Consider the following 16,063-nt stretch of genomic DNA (forward strand, 5'->3'; position numbering starts at 1 on the left):
CCCTCGCTCATCCCGCGCTCCCCAGTGCGGCGGCGGCCGCGGTCGCCAACCCGATCAGCAGTACGCCGGCGAGGACCATGGTGACCGCCCGGGGCAGCGGGGCGGTGTGCCGGCGGCGCAACCAGTCGCCCAGCCCGGTCACGGTACGCCCGGTGCCGGTGACCGCGCCGTCGACGCCGGACTCGTCGCCGACCCGGGCCGCGGCGGCGAGCGCCGTCACCGGGCGTACCACGACGGCCCGCTGCACCGCGTCGAGCCAGAACGCCGCCGCGAACGCCGGCCGCAGCGGGCCGAGCGCCCGCGCCGGGTCGGCGGCCGGGTCACGCCGGTGCAGCCACACCGCCGCGCCGACGCCGACGGCCAGCAGCAGCACCGGCAGCACCAGGTCGGGACCGAAGTGGACCAGCCCGTCCGGCGGGGCACCGAGCCAGCCGGTGAAGGTGGGGCTGAACGCGGCCAGGCCGAGCAGCCCGGCCGGCACGGCCAGGGCCAGCACCGGCCAGCGCATCAGCGCCGGCGGGTCGTGCGGGTGGGTGCCGGCGGGCACCCGGGACGGCCCGAGGAAGGTACGCAGCAGCAGCCGGGTGGCGTACCAGGCGGTGACCGCCACCCCGACGAGACCGGCCGTCCAGACCAGCCAGCCCAGCCACGCCGGCACCGGCCCGTCGCCGGGGTGCCGGGCGGCTTCGGCGGCCGCGTACAGCACGCTCTCCTTGCTCCAGAAGCCGGCCAGCGGCGGCAGCCCGGCGAGCGCGCCGAGCCCGACGGCGGTGGCGGCGAAGGTGACCGGCATCGGCCGGCGCAGCCCGCCCATCGCCGACATCAGGTTGCTGCCGACGGCGTGGATCACGCAGCCGGCGGCGAGGAACAGCAGCGCCTTGAACGCGGCGTGGGTGAGCAGGTGGAACAGGGCGGCCGGTGGGGAGCCGACGGCCAACGCGCCGGTCATGTAGCCCAGCTGGGAGACGGTCGACCAGGCGAGCACCCGTTTGATGTCGTCGGCGGCGGTCGCCGCGAACGCGCCGAGCAGCAGGGTGACGACGCCGAGCACGCCGAGCAGGATCAGCGCGGCCGGGGCGGCGACGAAGATCGGGTAGAGCCGGATCACCACGTACACCCCGGCGGCGACCATGGTGGCGGCGTGGATCAGCGCGGAGATCGGCGTCGGGCCGGCCATCGCGTCGGGCAGCCAGGTGTGCAGCGGGAACTGGGCGCTCTTGCCGGCCACCCCGGCGAGCAGCAGCAGCGCCGCCGTGGTGACCGTGGCCGGCGGGTAGTCGTGGGCGAGCACCTCGGCGATGCGGAAGCTGCCGGCACCGATGCCGAGCACCGCGATGCCGAGCAGGAATCCGACGTCACCGACCCGGGTGACCAGGAACGCCTTCATCGCCGCCGCCGGCGCCTCGGGCAGCCGCCGGTCGTGCGCGATCAGCAGGTACGAGCAGGCGCCCATCACCTCCCAGCCGACCAGCAGCATGATCAGGTCACCGGCGACGACGACCAGCAGCATCGCGGCGGTGAACAGACTCACCTGGGCGGCGTACGCCGGATAGCGGTCGTCGCCGGCCAGGTACGCGACGGAGTACAGCTGTACCGCGAGCGCGACCGCGCCGACCGCGACGGCGACCAGGGCGGCGGGGCCGTCCAGCCGTACGCCGAAGGTGACCGCCAGCCCGCCGACGTCGACCCACGGCCGGGACTGCTCGACGGTCGGTGCCCCACCGGCCAGCAGCGCGACGGCGGTGACCAGCGCGGCGGCGGCACCGCCGACGCCGAGCCCGGCGGCGACCCGGCGGCGGGTGGCGGTCAGCGGGTCGGGCCGCAGGCTGACCAGCAGGCCGGCCAGGGCGGCCGCGAACGGTACGGCGGGTAGCAGGTGGCCCAGGGTCGACCCGGTCACCGGGTCACCTCCTGCCGCTCGGCGACGCTGCCAACCTGCACGGCAGCGGTGTCGGCCGGCGGGTCTGCGTCGGCCCGCCCGTCCGCGTCACCGTCGAGTGGCACCTCGTCGACGACCACGCTGGACCGCAGCCGGTACAGGTGCAGCACGATGGCCAGCCCGACGCCCACCTCAGCGGCGGCGATCACGATGATGAACAGGGCGAACGTCTGCCCGGTGTACGGCAGTGCGGCGCGCACCGTGGTGTCGGCGGTGACCAGGACCAGGTTGACGGCGTTGAGCATCAGCTCGACCGACATCAGCAGCAGGACGGCGTTGCGGCGGCGCAGCACGCCGTAGACGCCGAGCCCGAACAGCGCGGCGGCGACGAGGTACGGGATGACCGGGCGCATCAGCCGCGCCCGCCCGGCCCGGCCTGCCCAGCCGGCTCGCCCGGCCCGGCCCGCCCAGCCCGCTCGGGCTGCGCGCCGACGTCGGGGCGGGACAGCACGATCGCGCCGATCAGCGCGGACAGCAGCAGCACCGACAGCACCTCGAAGGGCAGCACCCAGCTGCCGAAGACGGCCGCGCCGAGCCGGTCGGCGGTGCCGGCGTCGGGCAGCTCGACCCGCGACCAGCGGTACGCGTCGACGAACAGCGCGGCCAGCCCCAGCCCGGCCCCGCCGCCGATCAACGCGGCCGGCCAGCCGGGCCGGTCCAGGTCGGTGGCGGCGCCGATCGGCGCGCGGGTGAGCATCACCGCGAACAGCAGCAGCACCACGACCGCGCCGACGTAGATCAGCACCTGCACCCAGGCGACCAGTTCGGCGGTCAGCACCAGGTACAGGCCGGCGACGGCGCCGAGGCAGCCGACCAGGTACAGCCCGGCGCGGACGATGTGCCGGGTGCTCACCACCAGGGCGGCGGCACCGACGGCGACCGCGCCGAGGGCGAGCAGCAGCACGTCCGTACCGGTCACGTGGTCGCCCCACGGGCAGGCCGACCGGGCGCGGCGGCCTTGCGTGCGGCGGCGGTCTCCTCTTTGGCCGGTTCGCCGGTCGGGTCGTGCGCCGGTGGCGGCGGTACGCTCGCCATCCACTCGCCGAGGTGTTCCTTGTCGTGCAGCAGGTCCCGGATGTCGTACTCGGCGTACTCGAACTCGGGCGACCAGTAGAGCGCGTCGAACGGGCAGACCTCGACGCAGATGCCGCAGTACATGCAGAGCGAGAAGTCGATGTCGAACCGGTCGAGGACGTTGCGCTGCCGGGCCCGTGCCGCACCCGGCACCTGCACTTCCTCCTTGTGCGAGTCGATGTAGATGCACCAGTCGGGGCATTCGCGGGCGCAGAGCATGCAGACCGTGCAGTTCTCGGCCAGCAGCGCGATGACCCCACGGGAGCGGGGCGGCAGATCGGGGGCGACGTCCGGGTACTGCTGGGTGTGGGCCGGGGAGACCATCGTCTTGAAGGTCGTCGCCAGGCCTTTCAGCAGCCCTTCGCCGTGCCCGCCGCGGTGCCCGCCCTCGCTGCGCCCGGCACCGCCGTGTCCGGTGCCGCCGTGTCCGGTGCCGCCGTGTCCGGTGTCGTGCTCCTCGCCGCTCATGCCGGTCGTCCGCCGCGTCGGTCCATGCGCCTCATCCTGCCGAATCCGTGCCGGGCACGCGAGCATCTGATCTCCGTTGCCGTCGATCTCCGCTGTCTGCGGTCTCCGTCGCCGATTGCCACGCCGTCACCAGCGGCCGAGGCAGGCGTGTTCCGGATCCGGTTCGACGACCGGCGGCTGCGGGTCCGGGCCGGCGGTCAGGTCGACCAGCGCCCAGGCCGCCGTCGACCAGCGGTCGGCGGGGAAGTCGCGGATCTCCACGATGGTGCCGTAGTCGGCGAACTCGGCGGCGACCCGGGTCGGGTAGTCGTCCGGCGCGCTGCTGAGGCTGCGGCCGTGCACGTACCAGACGCGGTCGACGTCACCGAGCCACTCGCCGAACGCCTGCGGGTCGCATTTGTCGTGATCGGACGGGTACAGCCGCACGGTGTGTGGTGCCAGGTCGTGCCGTGGTCCGTACCAGACGACCATCCGGTAGCTGAACCAGTAGAACAGCACGAGGTCGCCGGGTTGGGCACGGGCGGCCACGTCGGCGAGCGCGGCGGGGCCGGCGTCCTTCATCTGTGGGTCGACCACCTGCCGGTACGCCGCGACGGCCGCCGGGTGGGCGATCACCGGCAGCACGGCGACGGCCAGCATCAGCACCACGGACGCCACCGCCACCCGGCCGGCTCGCCGGGCCCCGGTACCAACGCGCGAGGTCAGCCCGGTGCCGACCCGGGAGGTCAGCCGAGTGCCGGCGTGCAGAGCCAGCCGTACGCCGCCGTCGAGGCCGGCGACCACCAGGATCACCGTCGGGGCGATCAGCCAGGTCGCCACCCGGTCGGCGAGCGGCAGACCACGGGCCGCCGCAGCGGCCACTGCCACCAGCAGGGTCCCGCCGAGCATCGCCGCCCACAGCGACCGGCGACGCCAGATCAGCACGGCGACGCCGGCCACGGCCAGCAGCAGGACCAGCAGCGGTTGACGCCAGTCCAGGGTCACCGTGACGAAGCTGGACCACATCCGGGGCAGCCAGGCGAGGATGTCCACCGGCCCGGAGCCGGCCGGCGGGGTGCCGTCGGCGAAGTAGTCGGACTGGCCGGGCATGAACGGGAACCGGCGACGGCGGTCGATCAGGTAGCCGGCGAAGGCGACCGCCGGCGCGGAGCCGGCGAGCAGGACCGCCACGTCGGTCCAGCGTCGGCGCAGGGCCAGCAGCAGGGTCATGCCGGCGACGGCGGCGGCGAGCACCAGCACCGCGGTCAGGCTGACGAAGACGGCGACCAAGGTGGCCGCCGCCCAGCCGACCGGGATCAGCCAGCGGGACCGGCCTCGGCGGGAGCCGACCGACGCAAAATACCGGTCCCCGAGCAGCAGCACCGCCAGGGCGACCGCCGATTCGACGGCGTACTGCTTGAGCTCGCCGACGTAGGTCAGGATCATCGGCGCGGCGGCGATCAGCGCGGTCGCGGCGACCGCCGCCCACCGCCCGACCACCCGGCGGGTGATGATCGCGGTCAACACCAGGACGGCCAGCATGCCGGCCAGCGACGGCAGCCGCAGCACCCGTTCGCCGTCGCCGAACGCCAACCACAGGGTCTTCTCCAGCCACAGCCAGCCGACCGGGGCGACCTGCTGGAACTCCATCCCCCTGGTCAGTTCGAGGAAGGTGCGGCGCAGGTTGATGGCGATGGCTGTCTCGTCGTTCCACAGCCAGTTGCCGGCGGCCCAGACCGCGATCTGCCCGGCTGCGCCGGCGGCCAGGGTCACGGCGAGGGCGATCCGGGCCGGCCAGCGCAGCCGGTCCCGGGGCGGCTGGCGTAGCCGGTCCCCCGACGGCCCACCGCTGCCGGCCGGCGGCGGCTCGTCGGGCCGGTCGGCCCGGCCGTCCGCACGCTCCTGGGTGGACGTGGCACCGGTCATCCGATGGCCACCTTCACCCCTGCCGTGAGCACCAGCTGGGCCAGGGCGAGCGGCACCAGCACCAGCCAGCACAACCGTTGCAGCTGGTCCTCGCGCAGCCGGGGGAACGACACCCGCACCCAGATGATCACGAACGCGACGGCGAAGACCTTCAGCAGCGTCCACAGCCAGCCGAGCTGTTCGACGCCGAACGGCCCCTGCCAGCCGCCGAGGAACAGCACGGTGGTCAGCGCGGCGATGACGACGATGCCGGCGTACTCGGCGAGCAGGAAGAACGCGAACCGCAGCCCGGTGTACTCGGTCAGGTAGCCGAAGACCAGTTCACTGTCGGCGATCGGCATGTCGAACGGCGGGCGGCGGATCTCGGCCATGCCGGCGAGGAAGAACACGATCAGGGCGGGTGCCTGCCAGAGCAGCCACCAGGGCCGCCACGCTTCGACGATGCCGGACAGCGACAGGGTGCCGGCGGCCATCGCGACGCTGGCGGCGGCGAGCACCAGCGGCAGTTCGTAGGCGAGCAGCTGGGCGGCGCCGCGCAGCCCGCCGAGCAGGCTGTACTTGTTGGCCGACGCCCAGGCGGCCATCAGCACGGCGACGACGCCGACGCCCATCACGGCCAGGACGAAGAACAGGCCGACGTCGAGCGGCTGGCCGACGAGGTCGCCCGGCCCGAGGGGGATGACGAGCAGGACCAGCAGGTACGGCACGAGGGCGATCGCCGGGGCGAGCCGGAACACCGGCCGGTCGGCGGCGCGCGGGGTGATGTCCTCCTTCTGCACGAACTTGACGCCGTCGGCGATGAGTTGCGCCCAGCCGTGGAAGCCTCCGGCGTACATCGGGCCGAGCCGGCCCTGCATGTGCGCCATCGCCTTGTGTTCCAGCTGCCCGACGAGCAGCGGCAGGGTGAGGAACGCGACGACGACGGCACCGACCCGGATCGTCAACTCCAGCCAGAGCGGCATCAGTCCGTACCCCCGCCGGGTCGGCCGCGGTCGGGGCCGGCGGCGCGCGCGGGCCGCGTACCGCCGTCGGGGTCGGCGTCGGGCGCGGACCTGGCGGCCTGCGGACCCCATTCGGTCGGCAGCGGTACGCCCGGTGGCCGCATCGGGGCCCGCCGGGCTCCCCCGCCGCCGCCGGCCGGTTCGCCCGGTTCCTTCGCACCCGGCCACGGCTTGGCGACCCGGGCGGCGAGGACGAACTCCTTGCGCAGCGGGTGGCCTTCGAACTCGGGGGGCAGCAGCAGCGGGGTGAGGGCCGGGTGGCCGACGAAGTGGACACCGAACATCTCGTGGGTTTCCCGCTCGTGCCAGTCGGCGCCGGGGAACACGTCGACCACGGACAGCAGCTCGGGGCGTTCGCGCGGCACCCGGGTGCGCAGCAGCAGGCCGTGCCGGTGCCGGGTGGACCACAGGTGGGCGACGATCGCGAAGCCGTCGTCGAGCTCGTCGACGGCGGAGAGCCAGTCGAAGAAGTCGCAGGCCAGGTCGGCGTCGTCGCGGGCGGCGGCGAGCGCGGCCGGCCAGCTGTCGGCGGGTACGTCGACGGTGGCGCGGGCGTACCGGTCGCCGCCGCCGGAGACCGTGGCGGTGACCTGCGCGGTGACCTGCGCTGCCTCCGACGCAGCCGCCGGCTGGTCGAGCAGGCTGACCAGGTGCGCGCCGATCTCGTCGGGGGTCATGGGTCTGATCCTAAGGGCGCGGTGCGCCGGAGACCGCCCCCTGCGGACCATGGCGAAGGTCAGGGCGCGAACGCGCCGGGCAGGTCTGCCTCACCCGGAGCAGGCGCAGCCGGGGCAGGACGAACCACACGACCGGTCAGCTGGTCGCGGCGACGGACGAGGTAAGCGGTCTCAGCGGTGTTGCGGGACAGCTCGATGGCCCTTCCGTACGCCGCCCGGGACGGTCCGCTGCGGCCCAGCCGACGCAGCAGCTCCGCCCGGGTGGCGTGGAAGGCGTGGTAGCCGTCCAGCGGCAACGCGTCCACCTCGGCCAGGGCGACCTGCGGGCCGTCGATCTCGGCGAGCGCGATCGCCCGGTTGAGCCGCACGATCGGTACGGGGTCGAGCCGTACCAGCTGGTCGTAGAGCGCGACGATCTGCGACCAGTCGGTGTCGCGGATGTCGCGGGCATCGGTGTGGACCGCGTTGATCGCGGCCAGGAGCTGGTAACGCCCCGGTGCCTGGCCGGTGGCCAGGCGTGCCCGGACCAAGGCGTGACCTTCGGCGATCAGGTCCCAGTCCCAGGCGCCCCGGTCCTGCTCGACGAGGGGGACGAGGACACCGGTTGCCGACACCCGGGCGGGTCGGCGTGCCTCGGTCAGCAGCATCAGCGCCAGGAGTCCGACCGCCTCGCCGTCGGCCGGTAGGAGCGCGTGAACCAGCCGGGCGAGCCGGATCGCCTCGCCGGTCAGGTCGGTGCGGACCGCCTCCCGGTCCGGGTCCGAGGTCAGGTAACCCTCGTTGAAAATGAGGTAGAGGACGGCGAGCACGCCAGTGACCCGGGCCGGGACATCCGCGCGCAGCGGCACACCGTACGGGATCCTCGCGGCCTTGATCTTCGCCTTGGCGCGGGTGATCCGCTGGCCCATGGTGCTCTCCTGGACCAGGAAGGCGCGGGCGATCTCGGCGACGGTCAGCCCGCCGACCAGCCGGAGCGTCAACGCGACCCGCGCCGGTACGGCGAGTGCCGGATGGCAGCAGGTGAAGACGAGGCGGAGCCGGTCGTCGTCGATCGCGCCGAGCTGCCCGGCGGGGCCGGACAGCATCAGCGCCTCCCGGTGCTTGTCTCCGCGCCGAATGTCCCGCCGGATGCGGTCGACGGCCTTGCGCTGGGCGGTCGTGGTGAGCCAACCGTTGGGGTTCGCTGGGACACCATCGACCGGCCAGCGGTGCACGGCGGCCGCGAACGCCTCGGCGGCCATCTCCTCGGCGAGATCGAGGTCGCCGAAGCGCCTGGTCAGGGTCGCGACCAGCCGGGCCCAGTGGGCTCGGTAGGCCCCGGCGACGGCCTCGTCCACGTCGGTCATGCGGCCAGGAACGGCCGCAGCTCGACTCGGCGGTTGCAATGCTTCGAGCCGAGGGCTGCGAGCCGCAGCGCGACGTCGAGATGTGGTGCGGTGATCACCCAGAAGCCGGCGATGTACTCCTTCGATTCCAGGTACGGTCCATCGGTGATCACCGCCTCCTCGGCGCGGCCGTCGACGACGGTGGCGGTGGACGGTGCGGCGAGGCCACCGGCGAACACCCAGTGACCGTCGGCCACAAGCTGCTCGTTGAAGGCGTCGATCGCGGCCATCTCGGTGGGCGTAGCGCTACCGGTCGCCTCGTCCAGCACGGAGATCAGGTACTGCGTCATGGTCGTCTCCTGTCTGCAGCTGTCTTCAGGTGGCCGCCCTCCGGAGGCTGCCCCATCCTCATTACGCGCGCGAGGGCCGCGATCCGACACGACGCCCGTGCCGCGATCGAAACTCAGCCCGGCTTCGCGGTGTAGCTCCCCGCCGTACGGGGCAACCCGCCGGCATGCGTGCGCTGACTGTCACCCCTGGCAAGGCCGACTCGCTGCGGCTCGTCGACGACGCGCCGGAGCCGTCACCCGACGAGGGTGAGATGCTGGTCGAGGCGGTCGCGGTCGGCATCTGCGGCACCGACGGGGAGATCCTCGCCGGTGACTACGGCGAACCGCCGCCGGGCCGGGACACGCTGGTCCTCGGCCACGAGTCGCTGGGCCGGGTGATCGAGGATCCGAGCGGGACGACGCGGCCGGGTGACCTGGTCGCCGGGATCGTCCGGCACCGGGATCCGGTGCCCTGCCGGTACTGCGCGGCCGGCGAGTGGGACATGTGCACCAACGGGCGGTACACCGAGTGCGGGATCAAGGGCATCGACGGGTTCGCCCGGCAGCGGTGGCGGGTGCCGGCCGAGTACGCCGTACCGCTGCGGCCGGAGCTGGGGCTGGCCGGGGTGCTGCTGGAGCCGACCAGTGTGGTCGCGAAGGCCTGGGACCACGTCGACCGGATCGGCGCGCGTGGTTTCTGGGCGCCGCGGCGGGTGCTGGTCACCGGGGCCGGCCCGATCGGGCTGCTGGCGGCGCTGCTGGGCGTGCAGCGTGGTCTGGAGACGCATGTGCTGGCCCGGGGCACGTCGGGGCCGAAGCCGGAGCTGGCCCGCCGGCTGGGTGCGACGTACCACGCGGTGCCGGTGGATGAGCTGGACTTCGACCCGGACGTCATCATCGAGTGCACCGGCGCGCCGCCGGTGGTGCGTGAGGTGTTCAACAGGTTGGCGCCGAACGGCATCGGCTGTCTGACCGGGATCAACACCCACGCCCACCACACCGAACTGGACCTCAACGAGTTGAACCGGTGCCTGGTGTTGAAGAACAACGTCATCTTCGGCACGGTCAACGCCAACCGCCGGCACTGGCAGCAGGCCGCCGACGCGCTGGCCCGCGCCGACAACGACTGGCTGACGAGCATGATCACCCACCGGTACGGTCTGGACGACTACCAGCGGGCGTACGCCGAGGAGGAAGGCATCAAGACGGTCATCGAGTTCTGACCGCGGCGGCCGACCGGTCGGACACGTGCGCGTCAGGCCGGTCGCCAGTGGTCGGCGTGGGCGGTGCAGAAGTCGCGCAGGCTGGTCGGTGCCCGGCCGGTGACGTCGGCGACCGTACTGGTGGTCCGGTCCTCGGCTCCGGCGGCGATGGCACCGTCCATGCCGGCCAGCAGTTCGGCGAAGCCGTCCGGGATGCCACTGCCGACGAGCCGGCGGCGCATGGTGTCGACGTCGACCGTACGGTGCCGGACCGGTCGGCCGGCGACCTCGCTGACCGTGGCCGCGACCTCGGTGTAGCTGTGCGCCTGCGGGCCGGTGAGCAGGTGCTCGGTGTTGTGCGGCACCGGGTCGGTCGACGCCCGTACGGCGACGGCGGCGATGTCGGCGGCGTCGATGAAGGCGACCCGGCCGTCGCCGGTGGCGGTGACGATCTCGCCGTCGCGGCGGATGCTGGCGCCGTGGTGATGGTGCTCGGCAACGAAGTTCTGCATGAACCAGGACGGGCTCAGCACCGCCCACTCCGGGAACCGGTCGGTGACGGCGGTGGGTAGTCGGCCGGGGCCGGGGTTGCCGGTGCGGATCGCCGAGGAGCTGAGCAGCACGACCCGGCGTACGCCGGCGTCCTGGGCCAGATCCAGGAACGCGCCGACCTGGCCGACCGGGTCGGCGCTGACCGGCGGCGGCATCAGGTAGACGGCGTGGACGCCGTCGACGGCGGGGCGGTGGGTGGCCGGGTCGTGCCAGTCGAAGGGGATGTGGTGGGCGGCGGCGGCCGGGTCGGTGGGGCGGTGCCGGCTGGCGGCCGCACCGGGTGGCCGGCGGCGGCGAGGGCGGCGACGATGTGCCGGCCGATGTTGCCGGTCGCGCCGGTGATCAGGACGGTCCGCTGGTCGGGCATGGTGCTCCTCGGTCGGGGGGCGGGTTCCGGGTCGGCTCACGGCGCCGCACCGGTATGATCCGGACTGACGGTCCGGATCAACTATACGGACCGTTGGTCCGGATATTTGAGGCGGGGGCGAGAGGATGGTCAGCCGTGCCGGCAGCAGCACGTAAGGAACGGGTCGACGCCGCCCGCAACCGGGAAACCGTGCTGGCCGCCGCCGGCCGGCTGCTCGACGCCGCCGACGACCCGGACGAGGTCACCATGGACGCCATCGCCCAGGCGGCCGGCGTCGGCAAGGGCACCCTGTTCCGCGGCTTCGGCGACCGCACCGGCCTGCTGCAGGCCCTCGCCGCCCAGCGCAGCACCGCCCTGCAGGCCACCCTGCACGATCATCGACAGGAAGCCGACTGGGATCCGGTGGCCCGGGTCATCGCGATCTTCGACGCGATCCTCGACTACAAGCACGCCAACCGGGCACTGGCGATGGCGTTGGAGAGCGCCGGCCGGGGCAGCCCGTACCTCAACCCGGCGTACGGCGACCTGCACCGCCACCTGACCGGCATCATCACCGGCGTACGCGGCCCGGAGCACGCCGACTTCCTGGCGCACGCCCTGCTCGCCGCCGTCCGCAGCGACCTGCTGCACCAGCTGCGTGACGAGCCGCCGGAACGGATCCGGGCCGGCGTCGTCGCCCTGATCCGCTCCGTACTGAGCTAGGACAGCTCGCCATCGTCCGGTTCGTCGATGTTCAGGCCCATGTACTGGAAGAGTCGGGCCTGGATCTCTTCGAGGCGCTCGGCCGCCAGGACCCCGAGATGGTCCTGGAGATCTGACTTGAGGAGCGGTTGCACCGCGACCACCCGTACCCAGCACTTCTTGGGCAGACCACCCTCGCTGGCCCTGAGCTTGCACAGTACTCCGCCTTGAGGGTGGTCGATGTGGAGATCGGAGCGACCAGGACGGTGGGCCAGCCTGCGACGCTGTTCGTGTTGGGACCACTCAGAACGACGACCGGCCTACGCTCGTCGTGATAGCACTCCTGTTGCTCGTCGGCGCCCTTCGGCCAACTCAGCCATCTCCCGCTCAAGCTCCTGGCCGATACCCGGGTCGTTCTCCTGCTCCGGGAGCCGCCTGAGCACAGCCGACATCCTTCGCGCGAGCTTCGCAAGCTTGGGGCGCGGGCGCGCCAGCGACAGGTCGAGCACCACGCCCCGCTCGCGTTGTAGCGCGTCCTCCATCGGCGGGGTCTGGTAACTCAGGTCCTTGAGAGTCGCAGCCGCCAGCCCGCCCAGCTCGGTGAGAGTCTTCTCCAGAATCGCCATGTCCTCCGCAGGCATGTCGTAACCCGGGAGTTCACCAACGAGCCGGATCTGGAATCCCTGGTAGTAGGGGTCGCGTTGCACCACACGGCGCTCGACGAGCTCGTTCTCCAGGAACTGCAGGGAGTTGTTGAACGGGCCGTGGTGCAGCCACCGCCACTCGACCCCGGAGACCGGATCCTCGCTCTCGCGCACTGCCGCGAGGTCGGTCAGGTAGAGGAACTTCGCCATCTTCAGCCGGGTGACCACGTACCCACGCTCGCGAGCCAACTTCAGCACCGCCACGTACGCCGCGACCGTTCGTCGCGACGCGGACAGCGGGGGCGGGGACTCTACCATCTCTCGCAACGCTACCCCACCCTCGCCCGACGCAGCATACTTGGCACTCATTAGAACACGTGTTCGATCACTGGGCTAGCGTGCACCCCCGGGGCGGCCGAGGAGTCTTCCCGGTCAGACCCAGGGCAGCTGGCCGTTGCGGAACAGGTCGACGAAGATCCGGTGGTCAGTGCGGGCGCGGGCACCGTACGCATGGGCGAAGTCGACCAAGTCGTGGCTGGACTCGTTGTCGGCGACCAAGTGCATCCGGCCACCGAGTGGGCCAGGTCGGTGTCGACGCCGGCCAGCTCGGTGAAGCAGAGCCACGGGTTGGCGTGCGCCTGCAACGCCCGCTGCGACACGGCGGTCCGGTGGCCCTGGTGCCGGAAGTACGCCCGGACACCTTCGTCGTGGACGTGCCGGGCGACGGCCGGCACCTGGGCCGGCAGCCGGTGTCCGTCACCCGGCTTGTTTGCGTGGAGCGACGCCGCGGAACCGTTCGTGTGCCGACTGTCGGCTGATGCCGAGGGCGTTGCCGATCTCGGCCCAGGAGAGCCCGGCGGCCCGGGCGGCCACCACGGCGCGTTCGGTCAGCTGCCGCTGCCAGCGTTCCACCTCGGCGAGGACGCCGAGTGCCTGCAACGGCCACATGGTGGCCAGTTCGGCGACGTTGTCGCGGAGGGCGTCGGAACGGCTCAGCAGCCAACCAGGGGGCACGGCGGCCAGGATCGGCCTGATATGTCCGGCCCACTCGGAGGTGGCCATCCAGCGGCCCTCTTCGGCAGCCGGGTAGTCGCTGGTGCCGAGCCAGCCGCAACTGCACCGGGCCCGGTAGCCGACTGTGCCGGCCGGCGCTTCGGCGTCAGCGCTCAGCGTCCCGTCCGGTTGCCGGAACCCGATGATCTCCGCGTGCCCGGGAACCATTTCCTCCGCCACACCATCAGCATAGGCCGTCAGGATTCCCTGACGCGGGAAGTCAGGATAGCCTGACACAGACTGTGGCTCGAATGGATCGCCGTTCGGGCCCGACAGCTTTAAGGAGAGCCCATGCCAGTGGTCAATGGCACTGTCGCCCCGGGATACGAGCCGGTCCAGGAGGCATTCCTGGCAAACTTCGAAACCCGGTCCGAGGTCGGGGCCGCCGTCAGCGTCTACCGTCACGGACAGGAGGTGGTCTGCCTGTGGGGCGGGGTCGCCGATCCCACCACCGGCAACGCGTGGCGAAGGGACAACCTCCAGCTGGTCTACTCGGCCACCAAGAGCGCGGCGGTCACCTGCGCGCACCTGCTGGCGCAGCGTGGGCAGCTCGACCTGGACGCACCTGTCGCCGGGTACTGGCCGGAGTTCGCGGCGGCCGGCAAGAGCAACATCCCGGTCCGCTGGTTACTGTCCCACCAGGCCGGACTGCCGGTACTCGACCGGCCGGTCCCGCTGGAGCAGGCGTTGGCCTGGGGGCCGGTCGTCGCCGCGCTGGCGGCCCAGGCACCCGCCTGGCGGCCGGGCACGGCGCACGGCTACCACGGCCTGACCTACGGATGGCTGGTCGGTGAAGTAGTACGGCGCGTCAGCGGCCGAAGCCTCGGCACATACTTCGCCGACGAGATCGCCAAACCACTCGGCCTGGACTTCTGGATCGGCCTGCCCGACACCGAGGCACACCGGGTCGCGCGGACCGTGGAGCAGCCGGCGACCCCACCCGTGTCCGAGGCGGTGCCAGAGCAGCTGCGACAGGTGCTCGCCGCGTACACCGATCCGACATCTCTGGTGGTCCGGTCGATGACGGTGACCGACCCGCCGATCGACCTCACCGATCCGCGCACCTGGGCAGCGGAGATCCCAGCGGTCAACGGCATCTGCACTGCCTCGTCACTGGCCCGCTTCTACGCCGGGCTGATCGGCGAAGTCGACGGCATCCGGATTCTTTACGCGACCACCCTCGCCGCCGCCACCCGCGAACAGGCCAACGGAATCGACCAGGTGCTCATGGTCCCGACCCGACCTGCGCTCGGCTTCGGCCTGCCGCTGCCGGAGCAGCCATGGTGGTCGCCCACCGCCTTCGGCTTCCCAGGCCACGGCGGCTCGCTCGGCTACGCCGATCCGGCCAGCGGCATCGCCTTCGGGTACGTGACGAACGGACTCCGCGTCACGATGGGACCGGACCCTCGAACGACCGCCCTTGTCCAGGCCCTGCGGGACGCGGTGAGCCGGCAACCGGACTGACGGCGACCGGGCCGGCCGGTCAGACCCAGGGCAGCTGGCCGTTGCGGAACAGGTCGACGAAGATCCGGTGGTCGGTGCGGGCGCGGGCACCGTACCGGTGGGCGAAGTCGACCAGGCCCGCGACGAAGCCGGCCTCGTCGGTGTCGATCGCCGCGACGATCGCCTCCTCGGTCGAGTAGTCGACCAGGTCGTGGCTGGACTCGTCGTCGGCGACCGAGTGCATCCGGGCCACCGAGTGGGCCAGGTCGGTGACGATGCCGGTCAGCTCGGCCTGCTCGTTGACGTCGGACCAGTCCAGGTCGGCGGCGTACGGCGAGACTTCGGCGACGAGCTGGCCGACGCCGGCCAGCTCGGTGAAGCCGAGCCACGGGTCGGCGTGGGCCTGCAGCGCCCGCTGCGACTCGGCGGTCCGGTGGCCCTGGTGCCGGAAGTACGACCGGACACCTTCGTCGTGGACGTGCCGGGCGACGGCCGGCACCTGGGCCTGCTTCATGTAGACGACGACGTCGTTCTCCAACGCCTGGGTGTGGCCTTCGAGCAGGATGCTGTACGACGGCAGCCCGGCCGAGCCGATGCCGACGCCTTTGCGCAGCACGATGTCCTTGATCTGGGCGGCGACGGCGCGACCGCCGCCGGCCCGGTGCGGCAACGTGGCCAGGTAGTCGGCGAAGGCGGCGGTGACCGCGGCCCGGGTGTCGTCGTCGACCTCGTACACCCCGTCGCGGATGATGAACCGCCGCTCGTAGTCGTTGATGGTGGTGAGGTTCTCCAGCAGGCCGACGCGGGTGTTGAGCCGGGCCTCCTGCAGCACGTGGCGCAGCACCCCGTCGGCGTTGGCGAGGGTGATCGAGCCGATCGCCTCCTCGCCGCCGGCGACGATGGCCCGCAGCTCGGCCAGGTAGGCGGTGGCGAAGGTGCGTACCAGGGTGCCGATGATGTCGTCGGAGAGCGCCTTGGCGTAGCCGATCAGGGCGACGCTGGCGGCGAAGCGGCGCAGGTCCCAGATGAACGGGCCGACGTACGCCTCGTCGAAGTCGTTGACGTTGAAGACCAGCTCGCCGGAGCCGTTCATGTAGGTGCCGAAGTTCTCGGCGTGCAGGTCGCCGTGGATCCAGACCCGGCTGGTCCGCTTGTCGCAGAAGCTGTCGTCGTTGAACGGCCCGTCGGGCTCGGTCTGGTCGGCGTAGAACAGGCAGGCGGTGCCCCGGTAGAACGCGAACGGGCTGGCGGCCATCTTGCGGAACTTGCGGCGGAAGGCGGCCGGGTCCACCGCCATCAGCTCGCCGAACTCGGCGGTCAGGATGTCGACGATCTGCGTCGCGCGCTGAGAATCACTCACGTTCGCGCAGGCTACCGCGTTTCAGCAAAAGCGCAGCTGAGCG

At 72.3% G+C, this 16,063-nt stretch carries 16 protein-coding genes and 2 pseudogenes; 3 read left to right on the top strand and 15 right to left on the bottom strand.

Annotated features, from left to right (window positions below; all coding sequences use genetic code 11):
- Nucleotides 1-7: 7 nt before the first annotated feature.
- The 9 genes and pseudogenes from O7610_RS18340 to O7610_RS18380 all read right to left on the bottom strand — a co-directional run bounded on the left by O7610_RS18340 (nucleotide 8) and on the right by O7610_RS18380 (nucleotide 8,739).
- Nucleotides 8-1,900, bottom strand: a complete 1,893-nt coding sequence (locus tag O7610_RS18340; RefSeq protein ID WP_289211395.1) for an NADH-quinone oxidoreductase subunit 5 family protein — start codon at nucleotides 1,898-1,900, stop codon at nucleotides 8-10.
- On the bottom strand, nucleotides 1,897-2,292 hold the full coding sequence (nuoK, locus tag O7610_RS18345) for an NADH-quinone oxidoreductase subunit NuoK (protein WP_289211396.1): 396 nt from the start codon (nucleotides 2,290-2,292) through the stop codon (nucleotides 1,897-1,899). The genes O7610_RS18340 and nuoK overlap by 4 nt, the downstream gene beginning before the upstream one ends.
- The gene (locus O7610_RS18350) at nucleotides 2,292-2,858 is read right to left on the bottom strand and encodes an NADH-quinone oxidoreductase subunit J family protein (protein WP_281551912.1); all 567 of its coding nucleotides are present in this window, start codon (nucleotides 2,856-2,858) and stop codon (nucleotides 2,292-2,294) included. Before O7610_RS18350 ends, nuoK begins: the two co-directional genes overlap by 1 nt.
- Nucleotides 2,859-2,872: 14 nt before the next feature.
- Nucleotides 2,873-3,481: pseudogene (locus O7610_RS18355) on the bottom strand (NuoI/complex I 23 kDa subunit family protein); the annotation flags it as partial.
- Between the two features lie 126 nt (nucleotides 3,482-3,607).
- Entirely contained in the window at nucleotides 3,608-5,386 is a 1,779-nt protein-coding gene (locus O7610_RS18360) for an RNA-binding protein (protein WP_289211398.1), read from the bottom strand.
- Nucleotides 5,383-6,348: an NADH-quinone oxidoreductase subunit NuoH gene (gene nuoH, locus O7610_RS18365; protein ID WP_289211399.1), complete on the bottom strand. Its 966-nt coding sequence runs from the start codon at nucleotides 6,346-6,348 to the stop codon at nucleotides 5,383-5,385. Before nuoH ends, O7610_RS18360 begins: the two co-directional genes overlap by 4 nt.
- On the bottom strand, nucleotides 6,348-7,064 hold the full coding sequence (locus tag O7610_RS18370; RefSeq protein WP_289211400.1) for an NADH-quinone oxidoreductase subunit C: 717 nt from the start codon (nucleotides 7,062-7,064) through the stop codon (nucleotides 6,348-6,350). The genes nuoH and O7610_RS18370 overlap by 1 nt, the downstream gene beginning before the upstream one ends.
- A 59-nt stretch (nucleotides 7,065-7,123) precedes the next feature.
- Nucleotides 7,124-8,410, bottom strand: a complete 1,287-nt coding sequence (locus O7610_RS18375; protein WP_289211401.1) for an RNA polymerase sigma factor — start codon at nucleotides 8,408-8,410, stop codon at nucleotides 7,124-7,126.
- A complete protein-coding gene (locus tag O7610_RS18380; protein ID WP_281551918.1) occupies nucleotides 8,407-8,739 on the bottom strand; it encodes a YciI family protein in 333 nt (110 codons plus the stop codon). The genes O7610_RS18375 and O7610_RS18380 overlap by 4 nt, the downstream gene beginning before the upstream one ends.
- 164 nt (nucleotides 8,740-8,903) lie before the next feature.
- Here O7610_RS18380 and O7610_RS18385 point away from each other — a divergent pair, with 164 nt between their 5' ends.
- Nucleotides 8,904-9,941, top strand: a complete 1,038-nt coding sequence (locus tag O7610_RS18385; RefSeq protein ID WP_281551919.1) for a glucose 1-dehydrogenase — start codon at nucleotides 8,904-8,906, stop codon at nucleotides 9,939-9,941.
- 32 nt (nucleotides 9,942-9,973) lie between these two features.
- Here O7610_RS18385 and O7610_RS18390 read toward each other — a convergent pair whose 3' ends face one another.
- On the bottom strand, nucleotides 9,974-10,879 hold the full coding sequence (locus tag O7610_RS18390) for a Rossmann-fold NAD(P)-binding domain-containing protein (protein ID WP_502959035.1): 906 nt from the start codon (nucleotides 10,877-10,879) through the stop codon (nucleotides 9,974-9,976).
- Nucleotides 10,880-10,974: 95 nt separating this feature from the next.
- Here O7610_RS18390 and O7610_RS18400 point away from each other — a divergent pair, with 95 nt between their 5' ends.
- The gene (locus O7610_RS18400; protein WP_289211404.1) at nucleotides 10,975-11,541 is read left to right on the top strand and encodes a TetR/AcrR family transcriptional regulator; all 567 of its coding nucleotides are present in this window, start codon (nucleotides 10,975-10,977) and stop codon (nucleotides 11,539-11,541) included.
- On the opposite strand, the gene O7610_RS18405 is transcribed toward O7610_RS18400, so the two are convergent.
- The 4 genes and pseudogenes from O7610_RS18405 to O7610_RS18420 form a co-directional block, all read right to left on the bottom strand.
- Entirely contained in the window at nucleotides 11,538-11,675 is a 138-nt protein-coding gene (locus tag O7610_RS18405; protein WP_289211405.1) for a hypothetical protein, read from the bottom strand. The two genes, O7610_RS18400 and O7610_RS18405, sit on opposite strands and share 4 nt — an antisense overlap.
- Before the next feature lie 165 nt (nucleotides 11,676-11,840).
- Nucleotides 11,841-12,482: a type II toxin-antitoxin system antitoxin SocA domain-containing protein gene (locus tag O7610_RS18410; protein ID WP_289211406.1), complete on the bottom strand. Its 642-nt coding sequence runs from the start codon at nucleotides 12,480-12,482 to the stop codon at nucleotides 11,841-11,843.
- A gap of 114 nt (nucleotides 12,483-12,596) precedes the next feature.
- A pseudogene (locus O7610_RS18415) lies at nucleotides 12,597-12,904 on the bottom strand (DUF2252 family protein); the annotation flags it as partial.
- Nucleotides 12,905-12,920: 16 nt separating this feature from the next.
- Entirely contained in the window at nucleotides 12,921-13,397 is a 477-nt protein-coding gene (locus O7610_RS18420; RefSeq protein WP_289211407.1) for a hypothetical protein, read from the bottom strand.
- A 111-nt stretch (nucleotides 13,398-13,508) separates the two neighbouring features.
- On the opposite strand from O7610_RS18420, the gene O7610_RS18425 reads away from it, so the two are divergent.
- Nucleotides 13,509-14,681 carry a serine hydrolase domain-containing protein gene (locus tag O7610_RS18425; protein ID WP_281567230.1) on the top strand — a complete coding sequence of 391 codons (1,173 nt, stop codon included), beginning with the start codon at nucleotides 13,509-13,511 and terminating at the stop codon, nucleotides 14,679-14,681.
- Nucleotides 14,682-14,700: 19 nt separating this feature from the next.
- Here the strand turns inward: O7610_RS18425 and O7610_RS18430 are convergent, their stop codons facing one another.
- On the bottom strand, nucleotides 14,701-15,957 hold the full coding sequence (locus tag O7610_RS18430) for a DUF2252 domain-containing protein (protein ID WP_502959112.1): 1,257 nt from the start codon (nucleotides 15,955-15,957) through the stop codon (nucleotides 14,701-14,703).
- Nucleotides 15,958-16,063 lie beyond the last annotated feature (106 nt).

Origin of the sequence: Solwaraspora sp. WMMA2065 (assembly GCF_030345075.1) — a bacterium.
Classification (GTDB): Bacteria; Actinomycetota; Actinomycetes; order Mycobacteriales; family Micromonosporaceae; genus Micromonospora_E.

Bases quoted from the DNA above. Each gene is read 5' to 3' on its own strand.
- nuoK (WP_289211396.1), bottom strand. From the start codon at position 2,292: ATGCGCCCGGTCATCCCGTACCTCGTCGCCGCCGCGCTGTTCGGGCTC.
- O7610_RS18360 (WP_289211398.1), bottom strand. From the start codon at position 5,386: ATGACCGGTGCCACGTCCACCCAGGAGCGTGCGGACGGCCGGGCCGAC.
- nuoH (WP_289211399.1), bottom strand. From the start codon at position 6,348: ATGCCGCTCTGGCTGGAGTTGACGATCCGGGTCGGTGCCGTCGTCGTC.
- O7610_RS18370 (WP_289211400.1), bottom strand. From the start codon at position 7,064: ATGACCCCCGACGAGATCGGCGCGCACCTGGTCAGCCTGCTCGACCAG.
- O7610_RS18375 (WP_289211401.1), bottom strand. From the start codon at position 8,410: ATGACCGACGTGGACGAGGCCGTCGCCGGGGCCTACCGAGCCCACTGG.
- O7610_RS18380 (WP_281551918.1), bottom strand. From the start codon at position 8,739: ATGACGCAGTACCTGATCTCCGTGCTGGACGAGGCGACCGGTAGCGCT.
- O7610_RS18385 (WP_281551919.1), top strand. From the start codon at position 8,904: ATGCGTGCGCTGACTGTCACCCCTGGCAAGGCCGACTCGCTGCGGCTC.
- O7610_RS18410 (WP_289211406.1), bottom strand. From the start codon at position 12,482: ATGGTAGAGTCCCCGCCCCCGCTGTCCGCGTCGCGACGAACGGTCGCG.
- O7610_RS18425 (WP_281567230.1), top strand. From the start codon at position 13,509: ATGCCAGTGGTCAATGGCACTGTCGCCCCGGGATACGAGCCGGTCCAG.
- O7610_RS18430 (WP_502959112.1), bottom strand. From the start codon at position 15,957: ATGGCGGTGGACCCGGCCGCCTTCCGCCGCAAGTTCCGCAAGATGGCC.